The sequence below is a fragment of the Nisaea denitrificans DSM 18348 genome (genome assembly GCF_000426505.1).
GTDB lineage: Bacteria > Pseudomonadota > Alphaproteobacteria > Thalassobaculales > Thalassobaculaceae > Nisaea > Nisaea denitrificans.
Genome location: NZ_AUFM01000022.1, coordinates 41,710 through 55,410 on the forward strand (window position 1 = coordinate 41,710; position 13,701 = coordinate 55,410).

At 62.4% G+C, this 13,701-nt stretch carries 11 protein-coding genes; 1 reads left to right on the top strand and 10 read right to left on the bottom strand.

Annotation, left to right across the window (positions count from 1 at the left end; genetic code table 11):
- Positions 1-172: 172 nt before the first annotated feature.
- The 6 genes from K328_RS0116640 to K328_RS0116665 form a co-directional block, all read right to left on the bottom strand.
- Positions 173-772: a ferric reductase-like transmembrane domain-containing protein gene (locus tag K328_RS0116640; protein WP_028466938.1), complete on the bottom strand. Its 600-nt coding sequence runs from the start codon at positions 770-772 to the stop codon at positions 173-175.
- Between the two features lie 189 nt (positions 773-961).
- Positions 962-2,698 carry a thiamine pyrophosphate-binding protein gene (locus K328_RS0116645; RefSeq protein WP_051285012.1) on the bottom strand — a complete coding sequence of 579 codons (1,737 nt, stop codon included), beginning with the start codon at positions 2,696-2,698 and terminating at the stop codon, positions 962-964.
- A gap of 31 nt (positions 2,699-2,729) precedes the next feature.
- A complete protein-coding gene (locus tag K328_RS0116650; RefSeq protein WP_028466940.1) occupies positions 2,730-4,289 on the bottom strand; it encodes a class I adenylate-forming enzyme family protein in 1,560 nt (519 codons plus the stop codon).
- Positions 4,286-4,975 carry a GntR family transcriptional regulator gene (locus K328_RS0116655; RefSeq protein ID WP_051285013.1) on the bottom strand — a complete coding sequence of 230 codons (690 nt, stop codon included), beginning with the start codon at positions 4,973-4,975 and terminating at the stop codon, positions 4,286-4,288. Before K328_RS0116655 ends, K328_RS0116650 begins: the two co-directional genes overlap by 4 nt.
- 190 nt (positions 4,976-5,165) lie before the next feature.
- Positions 5,166-5,654 (bottom strand): peptidase associated/transthyretin-like domain-containing protein, encoded by a 489-nt coding sequence (locus tag K328_RS0116660; RefSeq protein WP_028466942.1) that lies wholly within the window; start codon positions 5,652-5,654, stop codon positions 5,166-5,168.
- A gap of 199 nt (positions 5,655-5,853) precedes the next feature.
- Positions 5,854-7,452, bottom strand: a complete 1,599-nt coding sequence (locus K328_RS0116665) for an MBL fold metallo-hydrolase RNA specificity domain-containing protein (protein ID WP_028466943.1) — start codon at positions 7,450-7,452, stop codon at positions 5,854-5,856.
- 502 nt (positions 7,453-7,954) lie between these two features.
- On the opposite strand from K328_RS0116665, the gene K328_RS0116675 reads away from it, so the two are divergent.
- Entirely contained in the window at positions 7,955-8,923 is a 969-nt protein-coding gene (locus K328_RS0116675; RefSeq protein WP_036554745.1) for a sulfurtransferase, read from the top strand.
- On the opposite strand, the gene K328_RS0116680 is transcribed toward K328_RS0116675, so the two are convergent.
- From K328_RS0116680 to K328_RS0116695, 4 genes are all read right to left on the bottom strand, one after another.
- Positions 8,913-10,511, bottom strand: coding sequence for a fused MFS/spermidine synthase (locus K328_RS0116680; RefSeq protein WP_028466945.1), 1,599 nt, complete (start codon positions 10,509-10,511; stop codon positions 8,913-8,915). The two genes, K328_RS0116675 and K328_RS0116680, sit on opposite strands and share 11 nt — an antisense overlap.
- Positions 10,508-11,587 carry a YeeE/YedE family protein gene (locus K328_RS0116685; protein WP_028466946.1) on the bottom strand — a complete coding sequence of 360 codons (1,080 nt, stop codon included), beginning with the start codon at positions 11,585-11,587 and terminating at the stop codon, positions 10,508-10,510. The genes K328_RS0116680 and K328_RS0116685 overlap by 4 nt, the downstream gene beginning before the upstream one ends.
- A gap of 77 nt (positions 11,588-11,664) precedes the next feature.
- Complete coding sequence (locus K328_RS0116690) at positions 11,665-12,936, bottom strand: NAD(P)/FAD-dependent oxidoreductase (protein ID WP_028466947.1); 1,272 nt, start codon at positions 12,934-12,936, stop codon at positions 11,665-11,667.
- Positions 12,937-12,962: 26 nt separating this feature from the next.
- Positions 12,963-13,688 carry a c-type cytochrome gene (locus K328_RS0116695; RefSeq protein ID WP_205620692.1) on the bottom strand — a complete coding sequence of 242 codons (726 nt, stop codon included), beginning with the start codon at positions 13,686-13,688 and terminating at the stop codon, positions 12,963-12,965.
- Positions 13,689-13,701 lie beyond the last annotated feature (13 nt).

Sequence of the window (13,701 nt, forward strand, 5' to 3'; positions counted from 1 at the left end):
GGGGCGATTTTACTGACTTCAGAGCTCTTTTTCGCCTTCTGTCAAACCGAATATGAGCACGTGGAGTTATAGCTCGCGAATAGTGGGTTGCAGAAGCATGAGCATGTCATTGTCGGAACAGTATATCGCTCCCGGTTGGCGAGGCAAAACAGGGAGCTGAAATGCAGCACACCTAGCGCCGAACGGCCCACACTCGCAGGTCAACCCCGACCTTTATCGCGGCAAGAACGACCAGCGTGCAAAGAGCCACCTTCGATAGTGTCTCCATCGTTCCCTCGATCAGGAGGGCATGAACCACACTGCACACGACTACGATTGCTGCGAGGCTCGTGTGCGCATGGCGCCACGTGCGCACGCGCATCCGGAACCGCCGCCGGAACGCGGCCAAAACAGCGGCCCCGGTGACTGCCCACATGGCGATCACACCCCAGTCCGAGAATGGCGTCGGCGATGCGAAGAGAAGCGCGTCGATCACGTCCGGCGGGCTGGTGATCCAAAGGCCCGCTACGTGGATCGCCACCGCGATGACAAGAACGGCTCCAATAACGCGATGGATCCTCCGTCCGCGCGGAGCGGGTAGCCCCGGCAAGTACCCTCCGATCAGCAAAGGCTGAACCAACAGCAGAGCCATCGCGATAATTCCCGCAAACCCGGCCGCTATGTAGGCCGGGCTGCGCCATGCAAGCAACGGACTGACCGCCGCCGCGGCGATTGGCACCGCAATGGCAACAACGAGAACAGCCCACACCAGGGTCGTACGGACCGGATTCATTATAGTCGACCTCCCCTCGTTCAGGCCTGCTTGAGGACAAAACCCGCGTGCAGACTGGTATCTCGTGCACTCAACATTTCGCCGTCATTCTGACCGCCCCCGGCCCTCTGGTCATCGGGATACGGAAACACCGCCCTCCAGAAGAAGTAAAAACTCCTCGCCGACAACTGACAGCGAGGGGTTAATCGCTCAGACGGTTTCGCCGCGCCGGCGCCGCTCGGCATCGTCCCAGGCGGTGAGCGCCTGGTAGTCAGGCACGAAGCCAAGCCCTTTCTGCGCGTCGGAGGAGACCGCATCCCGCGAGGTCACGACATCGATGACAGCCGGCGCATTGGCCAACGCCCGTTCCAGCGCGGCCGGCAGGTCCGCCGGATCCTCTACCCGCTCGCCATGGGCGCCGAAGGCCCGGGCCATGGCCGCATAATCCGCATGCTGCAACGTGGTACCGACGACGCGGCCGCCGTAATTCACTTCCTGGTCGAAACGCTCGATGTTCCAAGCCGCGTTGTTGGAAACGATGAACACCGCCTTGGCGCCGTGCCGGACAGCGGTGTCCACCTCCATCGCGTTGAGTCCGAAGGCGCCGTCGCCATTTACCGAGATCACCTGCCGGCCCGGTTCCGCCAGCGCCGCGGCAACCGCGTAGGGCACACCGACACCGAGACAGCCAAACGCACCGGCATCCATGTAGGTCGTCGCACCGAGGCCGACCCGGGCGAAGCTGAGCAAGTCGCCGCCGTCCGCCACCGCAAGATAATCCGGATCGGCAACCTTGCGGATCGCGTCGAAAATCGCCATCGGATGGATTTTGCCGTCACCGCCCTTCGAGGGGCCGGTTCCGGCAGCACTCTTTGCAATCCGTTCCCTGTGCTTTGAGCGCAGGCCGTCGAGCCAGCCCGCGTCCCGTGTGCCCGCATCATTGCCGAGCGCGTCGGTCAGCGCGTCGAGGGCGAGCCCGACATCGGCAAGGATCTCCGGCTGGCCACGCCGGTTGTCAAAAAGCTCGCCCGCATTGTCGGCGATGCGCAGGAAAGTGGCGTCGGGAAACACCGCCGGCGAGCCGAAGGCCACCTGGTAGTCGAGCTTGCGGCCGAGGGTGATGACGAGATCCGCCTGCCCCATCGCCGCAGCGCGCACCGCGCCCACAACGGACGGATGCTCTGCCGGCACAAGGCCGCGGCTCTCCTGGGTGTCGAGATAAAGCGCATCGGCGGTGTCGAGGAAGCGGACAAGCGCGTCTCCGGCCCAGCGGGCACCACGCCCGCTGATCACCAGCGGGCGGCGGGCGGCCCGGATCGCGGCGACAGCCTCTGACACCCGGTCCGGGCTGGGGGCCGGCTTGCGAGGCGGCTTCGGCGCCATCCAGTCTGCCGGTATCAGGTTCTCCGGCACGTGGGTGCGCAGCACATCGGTCGGGATCTCGATATAGACCGGACCGGGCTCGCCCGTGTCACCCATCGCACAGGAGATCGCCTCGTCCAGCTCACGGATCACCTGCTCCGGCACCCGGGCGGTGCGGGAATAGCGGGTCACCGGACGCAGGATGTCGACATGCGGGATGTCCTGCAGCGGGCCCATATTGGCCTGCGGCCGCGAGGTGCAGCCGCCGATCAGCAGCACCGGCATGCGCGCCAGCGAGGCATTGGCCATTGCTGTCACCGTGTTGGTCACACCCGGCCCCGCCGTCACCATGGCGACGCCGAGCGTGCCGGTCAGCTCCGCATGGGCATGGGCCATGTGCACGGAGGCGGCCTCGTGCCGGACGTCGTAAACCTTGATGCCGTTCCGTGTGGCATGATCCCAGATCGGCTGGATATGACCACCCTGCAGGCCGAAGAACCGGTCGATGCCGCGCTCCTTCAGCAGGCGCGCGATCCACGCAGCAACACTCAGCGTGTCGGCATTGAGGTCTTGGACGTCGGTCATTCCTGTTTCTCCCTGGGGCCCTGTTTGCGGGTCAGTTTTCAGACATGCGGCCTGCCAGCAGGTCACGCAGCACACCGTGCTGGATCTTGCCTGTGGCAGTCCGCGGCATTTCCGTGGCTTCGATGAAGGTGACGACACGCGGTCGCTTGTAGCCTGCGAGTTTCCCCCGCGACCATTCGATCAGGGACTGCGCGGAAACGCCTGCACCATCGCGCAGCACGACCGCTGCCTCGACCCGTTCTCCCCAATGGCTGTCCGAGCGTCCGACGACGGCGACGTCGCGCACATCGGGATGCCGGGCCAGCACCGCCTCGACCTCGGTCGGATAGATATTCTCGCCGCCGGAGATGATCATGTTCTTCTTCCGGTCGATCAGGCGGATGAATCCGTCCGGCTCGCGCAGGGCCACGTCGCCCACCGAGAGATAATCTCCCCGGAAGGCTTCCGCCGTCTTGTCGGGCCGGCTCCAGTAGCCGTCGAAGACATAGGGACCGTTGCTGTAGAGCTCTCCAGGCGTGCCGTCGGGCACTTCGTTGCCGTCATCGTCGAGCAGGCGGACCGGCAGAGAGCCGACGACCTCGCGGCCGACCGAGCCCAGATGATCAAATTGCTCGTCCGGATGCAGCATGGTCACCCAGCCGGCCTCGGTCGAGCCATACAGCTCGAACAGGCCGGAGTTCGGGAACATCTCCATGACCCGGCGCTTGGTTTCCTCACGCGCAGGCGCCGATGAGATCATCAGCTTCTGCATCCGCCGTAGGTCGCCGGCCTCGCCCCGGAGATCGAGCATCATCTCGTAATGGGTCGGCACCAGGGAGGTGAAACTCGCTCCGGTCTCGGCCAAGGCCCGAAGGCAGTGCCCGGCGTCAAAACTGCGGCGGGAAAACACGCTTGTCGCACCGCCGCAATGCAGAAAGGAGGCGAAAAAATAGAGGGAATTGGCGTGGCACATCGGCATTACCAGCATTGCCTCGTCATTCCGGCCGATGCCCAGTTCAACCGCCGTCATCAGGGCGAGATTGCCGATTCCCTCATGTCCGCGGATTGCGCCTTTCGGGTTGCCGGTCGTTCCTGATGTATACATCAGGCACCAGGGATCCGAGGGTGTGACGGCCACTTCCGGCTCACGCGGAGCACCGGCCGCGATCAGGTCTTCATAACCGCGCCAGCCGGTCGGCGTCCCGGTCCCGCCGAGATGCACAAACCTGTCCTCCGGGACCCCGAGATCGGCACGAATCTCGTCGATTGCATCATGCAGCCCTTGCTCGGCAACGACCGCCGAAACCGCGCAATCTTGCAGAATGAAACGGATCTCCGGCGTCACCAGACGGAAATTCACCGGCACCGCGACAAGCCCAGCCTTGGCGGCAGCGGCATAGATTTCCAGCCACTCGACCCGGTTCCAGGCCAGCACGCCGACCCGCTCTCCCTTGGAAAGCCCCAAACCGAGCAGCGCATTGGCCAGTCTGCAGGCACGCGCATTCCAGAGCGCGAAGCTCATCTCCCGGTCAAGATCGCGAGCGCCTATCCGGCCCGGCTGCAGCCGTGCTTGGGCGGAAAGCATCTGCCCGATATTCGGCATTGGTGTCATCTACCAGCCTCCCGCTGCTGCGCCATCTCGAGGGCGCTGGCCAGCAGCTCGCAGGCATTCTCGACATGGCTCACGGCGAGCCGTTCCGCTGTATCGCCGTCGCCGGCCAAAACGGCCTCAAGGATTTCCGCATGCTGTTTCCAGATCACTTCCGGTCGCTCGGCCTGGCGCAACACATCGACCATCGCCCGGCGCAGAAACCGCCAATGGGGTTCCGCCGTTGTCGCCAGCATCGGATTGCCGGAAGCCGCATAGAGCATGAAATGAAAATCGTCGTCGCGGCGCATCAGCGAAACCGAGTCCCCCTCGGCCGCCGCCGTCCGTGCAGCTTCCGCTATCGATGCCCCTTGTACCTTCAACGCTGCCGACAGCGACGGGTCGGCAGCAATCCGCGCGGCGGCCTGTCTGGCAGCCCAGCCGTCCAAAGCTGCGCGAATGCCGTAATGATTCCTCATTCGGCCGTGGTCGAGCGGGGCCACAAAAAGACCGCGGCGGCCGCATTCCTCCACCATGCCATCCGCTTTCAGCAGCGACATGACCTGCTGGATCGGCTGTCTGGAGACACCGAAACGATCCGCCAGTCTCTCCTGCACGAGGTGGGTTCCGGCACGGAGGCGACCGTCACAGATTTCTTCGACCAGTGCGTCGTAAACCTGATCCGTCAGATTGGGGACGATCTTGAGCATATTTCGCATCCAGAATTCTGAATTCAGAATTCAATCTATATGCCCGAAGAGAGAATCAAAAGCTGATATCGGTTTTGCCATTCGCGGAGTGCAAACCGCGATGACCCGCTCCGGCACCGGCACGTTCAGCGCGCTTGGCGGCAGCAGTCGGCCCCGGTGATTTGAAATGCGGAATCCTTCGCTTACTCTATCAGACCGGCCTCAGGACAAAATCCGCGCGCAGGCTGGTATCTTTCGAGCTTGGCATCACGGGACGCAGGAAGACGGTTTCGAACCCGTCACTGTCATAGGCGAGATGCCCGTGCGGCTGGCCGAAGGCAGGAACGATCTGCGGCATTTCAAGCCGGAATTCCCCGTTCTCGTCGGTCAGCGTGGCGCCATGACTGTGCGGATCGCTCTCGTACCCTTCGGTCGTGTGCGCCCAGATCTGGATGCGCTGGCCCGCAAGCGGGGCGCCATCGCCCGCGCGGCGGACGGTTCCCGTCATCCAGAAGCCCCCGCCTCCGATACGTTCCACAATCGGGGCATTGGGAATGTAGTTGTTCGAACCGCCACGCATCGAAGGCGTCGGCGCCAGGCCTTGCGCCTGTGCCGGAACATGAAGGCCGCCCCCCCATGTTGCTGCGATAGCGCCGCCCGCTACAAGCAGGGTACGTCGGGTGAACAGATCAACGGACATATGGAATTCTCCAATTGCGCGTGACATTTCCAAGACCATCCAACGGGATATATCTCGCCAATCGCCGATCCATACCCCAAGACCCCTTATGATTTATGAGGATCAGAGCACGGGATAACCAGCGCTCACGGCTTCGTGATGCAAGATCCTTGAATGATCAGCCCAGAGCTTGGAGGCGGGTCTGGTTTCACTTAGCGCATCACCCCCGCGTGGGATCCTCCAGAGCCCTGATGACCCGCCGCATGATCTTGCGCCTTGTCCGGTCATCGGCGGCGGTCTCCATCTTTTCCCTGAGGCGAAGAGAGAACTCTGCCAAATCATTATGCCAATCCGGCCCCCGAACCGCTTCTGGCGTAAGCCGCCTGACCTTTTTCTTGAATTGGATCGCGGCGCGGCCAGCCGACAGGTCGACGGCGTCATCCAGTTGTGGAATGACGATCCGGTCCGGGTCGACACCCTTGGCCTGCAAACCGTCCCGCATGGCCGCAAGAGCCTCTTCCTCGCCGTGTGTGAGGAAGATTGCCGATTTCACCGGCAACCGGTCCGTCAGCCAGTCGATCAATTCGTCTCCGTCAGCATGTCCGGAATACACATCGATCTGCCGGATCGCCGCCTTCACGCGGTGCTCTTCACCAAAAATCGTGACCGCATCGACCCCGGCCGAGAGGAGCGCTCCAAGCGAGCCGGGAGCCTGGTAGCCGACCAGCAGGACAGTCGCATCGGACCGCCACAGATTCTGCTTCAGATGATGCCGGATCCGTCCGGCGTCGCACATGCCGCTACCGGCGATAATAATCGCCCCGCCCGTCACCCGGGCGATCAACTTGCTTTCATCGACCGACTCGGTAAAGCGGATGTTCGGGCGTCTGAAGCTGGCCCCAACGGCCGGCAGATCCTCCAGCATGAAAGAGTTCTTCTCGAATACCTCGGTCGCTCGGATCGCCAGCGGCGAGTCGAGGAAAACCGGCACCTCAGGGATACGCCGCTGATCGAACAGCGCTCCGAGATCGAGCAGAAGCTCCTGCGTCCGCTCGACCGCGAACGCGGGTATCAGAAGGTTGCCTCCCCGCTCCAATGCCTTGTTCACTTCCTCGGCAAGCACAGTCCGCCGGTGTTCAGGCGTTACATCGATACGAGGCCGCCCGCCGTAGGTCGCCTCACAGCAGACCCAGTCCCAGTTCCCCGGCGCTTCAGGGTCCGGGTGAAGCAGCTTGTGGTCCGGCCCGATATCGCCGGAGAACAGCAGTCGGGACAGGCGCGCGTCCGGATCGCCGGACGACACCTCCACCTCGATAGACGCCGACCCGAGAATATGTCCGGCATTCCAAAACCGGGCACGAACGCCCTCGCCGACCTCACGCCATGTCTCGTATTCGACAGAAGAAAAGGAGCCGAGCGCGGTCTGTGCATCTTCCTTGTCGTACATCGGGGTGACAGCCGGACGGCCGCGCCGCGCGTTCCGCCGGTTCAGCCGCTCGACCTCCATCTCCTGAATATTGCCGCTGTCCGGCAACATGTAGGTCAAGAGATCGACCGTTCCGCTTGTGGCGAAGATCTGCCCGGTGAAGCCCTGCTTGACCAGCTTGGGAATGAGCCCCGAATGATCGATATGCGCGTGGGTCAGCAGAACGAAGGAAATCTTCTTCGGATCGAACGGAAAGGGCCCGTAGTTGAGCTCCTTCAGGGTTTTCGAACCCTGGAACATCCCGCAATCGACCAGGAACTGACAGCGGTCGGTTTGCAGCCAATAGCACGACCCGGTGACGGTTCCGGCCGCGCCGCAAAATGTCAGGATCATTCGATAAAACTCCGTTGAACGCGCTCAAGCCAAAAATGTTAACAGGCGAAGCGGCTGGCACTGACAGATTACCCCCCGCCGGACTTTCAGCCATCCGATAAATAGAGTCCTTGCAGGCGTCCTCTTTTCCGCCCGTCGGGCGAGCAGAGGAAAAATGCGCTCCGCCAAGCCTGATGCCACCGGGACGAACGCGCCGGCAACCCACTCGATCCGTTCCGGGAACAGCAGCAGCGGAGAACGTATTTTCCACACGAGAAACAATATCTGACCGCTTCGTTCTAATTTCATAGCCGCACCTAGGCGATCGGGAACGAATTTTATATTTATCCTCCACGAACAGCTGATCTCTCGCTCTATTAAGCGAAACAGCCGATAAGAATTTCTAAGATTACCGGCACCGGATTGCCGTCATTGCCGCCGACCGGAACAGAGGCCACATCGGCCCACTCCCGGATCAAGCGCCACCGAAATAACCGGCCGGTCAAGAGAACGGAACACGACAATGAAATCGATCGTCACAGCTTTGATTGCCCTCGTCGCACTGTGCGGGTCTGCGGCCGCCCAGGCGGCGACGCCCCTGGTCAGCGTCGAGTGGGCAGCGGCCAATATCGGGAAGTCCGGCGTCGTCTTTCTTGATGTCCGCGGTCGTCTCGCCGGTGCCAGCAAGGAAGATTATCTGCGCGGCCATATCCCCGGCGCGATCTGGACCAACTATCTGAAAGACGGCTGGCGCACCGAGGATGCCAACGGCACGATCGCCCAGCTTTCCAGCGCCGAAACACTGGAGACCACGATCGGCAATCTCGGCATCGAGAACGAGGACCATGTCGTCATCGTTCCGGCCGGGAAATCGGCGCTCGATATGGGGACGGCTACCCGGATCTACTGGACGTTCAAGGTCGCCGGCCATGACGCGGTGTCGATCCTGAACGGCGGCATGAAGGCCTACACAGCTGAGATTGACTCAAAGACGAAGCAGCCGGTGAACCCGCTCGAAACAGGCGACGTCGTGCCGGAACCGACGATCTTTACCGTAGAACTGCGTGAAGACATGCTGGTCACGAAAGCCGATATGACCGCAGCAAGCAACGCTGGCGAGCTGATCGTCGACAACCGGCCGCAGGACCAGTTCCTTGGCATCAACAAGCATGCCAAGGCAAAGCGCGCCGGAACCATCCCGGGTGCCCGCAATCTGCCGGAAAACTGGCTGACGCAGAACGGCGGCACGTTCCGGGACCGGGACACGATTGCGAAGCTCTACAAGCTGGCTGGCATCAAGACTGATGGCGCGCAGATCAACTTCTGCAACACCGGCCACTGGGCAAGCCTCGGCTGGTTCGTTTCCCAGGAAATCCTCGGGAACAGGGCTGCCAAGATGTATGACGGCTCAATGGTCGAATGGTCGGCGGACGCGGGCCTTCCCGTTGACTCGATGCTGGAGCGCCCGCAGACGGCCCAGGTCACTCAGTAGGCACACCCGAGAACAGGACCGGCGCCAGCAGCCGGTCCACCGGCGCGAAATCGTCGGTCAGCACAACCGGAGACGCTTCTCCGGGATCCATCAGATCCGCGATCGGGATCCGCTGCCAGCTGCGGCGGATCCCGAAGGCAGAATGGATCGTTTCGTCCGGCACGCCTGACAAGGCCGCGACAACCTCATAGGTCACGCGACCGTCCGGGCCGACGCCGGTCCCCTCACCCATCTCCCGCCAGACCGTCACATCCGCGAAGTCGAGCGCCAGTGTATGGACCAGCGCCGCGAGGAAGCGCGGATTGCGGGCCCCATCCACCACATTGGCGACGAAGAACCCCTGCGGACGCAGCCGGGCCGCGACTTCGACATTAAACTCGCGGCTGACCAGATGGGTCGGCACGGATATGTCGTGGAAGGCGTCACCGAAAATGACGTCGAACCGGGGCTCGGGCGGCAGGGATTGCAGCAGAGCACGGGCATCGCGGTGATGGATCTCGAGCCCGGATGCGGACACATCCAGCCAAAGATGGTCACGCGCCGCCGCCGTGACCGCCGGATCGATTTCCGCGACCACCAGACGCGCGCCGGGAACTGTCGCCGCCCAAGAACGCGGCAGTGAGTAACCGCCGCCGCCGATGAAGAAGGCTGAGAAATCCACACCGGGAAGATCGAGCTGGAACCGGCGCCGTGCAAACTCATCGACGAATTGAATATAGGGGCTGAAGAGCAGGCTCGGGTCTGCCTTGTCATTGATGCTGTGCACCAGATTATCCAGCACCATCAGACTGCTCGGGCGCCCGCTATAGGGCGCGAAGTCATCGATGACGATGCAGAAATAGTCGCTTTCGACAGTACACCTGGAATCGAATGCGCCGCGGGCGATACCCGTTCCTGCGAGAGGCAGGGATAACAGCAGGATCGATATGGCGGCAATCAGAGCCGGACGCCGTCCCGCGAGCAGTGCGCACCCCAAAGCGAGGGTCCCATATAGCACGGTCACCGCGATCAGCGTGCCGCTGGAGCCGATCCAGGAGATGAAGAGATAGCCGGCCGAGAGCGTGCCCAAAATGCTTCCGGCCGTGCCGACAGCATACATGGTTCCAATCACGGCCCCCGTCTGGCCCGGATTGGCGTCGACGGACAGTTTTGTGACCATCGGCGCGACCATCCCGACAAAGAGGCTCGGCAACAGGAACAGTGCCGTTGTCAGGCAGACCACGATCGTCACCTGGCCGAGCCCTGACGACAGCAGCCCGACAGCCAGATCATTGAGCAAGACAAGAGCAAGCAGGCTGCTCCCTCCGGCCAATGCAAGCGAACCAGCCAGACGCTTCAATACACTCTGCCTGTCCGTTTCGGGACCGGCCATGAGACCACCGATCCAATGCCCGGCGGAGAGGCCAGCCAGAACCACAGCAATAATCGCCGTCCAGGTATAGAGCGACATGCCGACATAGGGCGCGATCAGGCGGCCGGCAACGATCTCCACGACAAGGCCACCGGCCGAGCTGAGGAACAGGACGGTTCCGAGAAACAGGCGAATAATCAGCGGCATGGAGCCTATTCTTTCTGCAACGTCAGTCATGAGAGAACCCGTCCAGATGTCGGCGCAACGCCCCGGTCTCCCATTGCCCACTGGCTGGCTCCGGCACCAAGCCACATGGAGAGCAATGCCAGCCAGGCGGTCAGAGAGAGTACCGACCCGCCGGTGACCCCTGCACCGACCGCGCAGCCGCCGGCGAGCATACCGCCGAAGCCCATCAACACGGCGCCGAAGACGTAGCGCACCATGCCGGTCGACTGATCGAAGACCTCGACACGGAATTCCCGCCTGACGAGCGACGAGGCGCAGGATCCGAGAGCGACGCCGGGCACGAGGCCGAGACTGAAACTGAGCGGTACGCTGGGCGCGGTGATCAGAGCCATGAGCGTATCGGCCGAAGGCCCGGTGAAGGTAACGCTCAGAACCGAGACAGGCTCGAAAGAGACGTGCGCCAGAGACGCCGTAAAGAGCCACCCGCCCGCGATGGTCCCGCCCAGCGCCACGGATAGCAGGGCACGGGGCCAGCCCAGAGCCGATCTGGATGCCAGCAGCACCGCGACCGCCAGCAGTACGCCGCCGAGGAGAATGCCGAAAACATCGGGAACATGAAGATTGAGGTTCCGGATTTCCGGACTGACCGTCCAGAGGGCGGAGAGGTCAAGCCGCAAGGGCGACAGGATGCCGGAAAGCGCCGCCTGGGCCACGACCGTTACCAGCAGCCCGGTCATCAGGGCCCGGAGATTCCCGGTCGCCGAAAGCACCAGCAGGCGGCTGGCGCAACCGCGGGCGAGGATCATGCCAATGCCGAACAGCGCACCGCCGATAATCGCCCCCGAGAGCGTCCCGACGGAGGTCAGTTGCCGTACTTCCGTTGCTGGCAGGGTCTCTGACCAGAGTAACAGCTGAACGAATAGCAACGCGGAGCCGAAGACAAGCAGCCAGACCGCGAAACTCGGCCCGAGCATGCCGCGCCAGAATTCCAGCGATGCGCTTCTTAAGCAGAAACGGCTGGCCTGAGCGCAGCCCCCGAAAGCGACACCGACCAGCAACCCGCCAAGTCCGGCCTTCGCCGGATCCGACAGCAGGTCGCTCGCAAGCAATGTCTCAAGAAATTCCATATCGACCAGTCTGTCAGATGCTCAGGCAAAGCGCCCCGCCGCCGGCCAGTCCGGCCAGGCGGCGGGGTCAATCAGTGTCAGCCGAACATGTCCTTGCTGATTCCGGCGTACCAGCCAATGCTTTCCTCGTAGGTCTGCTTGCGAAGGGCGGCATCCTCGCCGTTCTGGCTGATAAAGCCCGAAGTCTTCGCGATCTTCTCCGCCGTCGCCTCATAGGCTGCGCCGACCTTCACGCCGTTGTTCGTGCCGATCAGCGACCAGCAGGTGTTCGAGAACTTGGCCGGGAAAACCTTCGAGCCGGTCAGAGCGCCGCGAATGGCGTTCGCCGCCACCTTGGCCTGACTATTCGCGGAGAAACCGGATTTCGGCATGTCTCCCTGGTGCGCAGAATCTCCGAGAACATGGATATTCTCATCCTCGCGGCTCTGCAGCGTGGCGGGGACCACGGGCGCCCAGCCCTTGTCGTTCGTAATCGCGGCGAGCTCCGCAATCCGGCCGGCTTTCATTGCCGGAATGACATTGACGACATCCGCCTTCGTCACCTCTCCACCGACAACCAGCTCCATGCTCTCCGGACGTACTTCTTCCAGCGACCCGGTGAATTCGGAATCAAGCCAATCGATCATCCCCGGATAGCTGTTTTCCCAACCGGCCTGGAACAGCCCCTGCTTGGAGAATTTTTTCTTAGGATCGAAGATCAGAATCTTCGCCTTCGGGTTCTTCTCCTTCAGCATATGCGCGACCATGGAAACACGCTCATACGGACCCGGCGGGCACCGGTAAGGGTTCGGCGGAGCGACCATTGCGAACACACCACCCGGCCGCATCGCTTCGACCTGCGCCTTCAGAAGCTCAGTCTGCGAGCCCGCCTTGTAGGCATGGGGCATATGGTTTTGCTTCGTGACATCCCAGCCTGGTACCGAACCGTCGACGAAATCGATACCGGGAGAGAGAACGAGCCGGTCATAGGGCAATGCTGCCCCGCCAGCCAGGGAGACAGTTTTCTTGTCCCGGTCGACGCCAACGGCCCAGTCGTGCACGACGTTGATGCCGTATTCGCTGGCGAGCGTTCCGTATGTATGGCCAAGCGATTCAAGGCTCCGGAAACCGCCGAGATAAAGATTGGAGAAGAAGCAGCTGAAATAGGTGCGGGTCGGCTCGATCAGAGTGACGTCGAGCGCGCCCTTGCTGTCTTTCGCAAGGTATCGCGCTACAGTCGCGCCGCCGGCGCCGCCGCCGACAACGACCACTTTCGGCTTTCCGTGACTGGCGCCCATGATCATCGGCGCTGTGGTGAGAGCGGCGCTTGCCGCCGCTCCTTTAAGGATCGACCTTCTACTCAGAGACATTGCACTTCCTCCCTATTACGCCCCGTTCATTCGAGGCTTTCGAAATACGCTGCCAGACCGGCGATCTCTTCGTCCGACAAGCGGCCGGCAATCATCCGCATAACCGGATGCGGCCGGACCTCGGTCTTGTAGGCGTGCATGGCGACGACAAAATCCTCCCGCGGCCACCCGGTAATCGCGGGGATACCGCTGTCCGATCCGCTCTTCTGGTGGCATGTCAGGCACTCACCGGAGAGATATTCACCGTAGTCCGGATCGCCGACGATGGCGAGAATGGCCGGATCGACCGCATGGTCGGTCGCCGTCGATGTGGGTTCCGCTTCCGGAATGTCGCTCGGCTTGTCGGAGAACGCGCGCAAGTAGGCGATGACATGCGACCGGTCTTCGGCGCTCGGCATGCCGATGAAATTCATCCGCGTCCGCGAAACCAGGCTTTTAGGATTTTCGAGATAGGCGTTCAGACTGTCCGCCGTCCAGATCAGGCCATCCGCCCCGGCACGGATCAATCCTTCAGAATACCGGAAAGCCTCGACCGAACCGGCGACGCGGCCAAACACCCCGTTCAGGTGCGGTCCGACAGCGTTTCGGGCTTCCTTACCGACACGGTGGCAGGCCTTACAGACCTGGAACAGCCTCGCCCCGGTCTTCGCATCTCCGATTTCGCTCGCGGCGACAGGGCCGGACGCAGGTGAGACGGCAAGCATCACGGCAAGGCTGACTGCCTTGATGATGCGAGCCGTCCACACACTCATCCGGACATCCTTT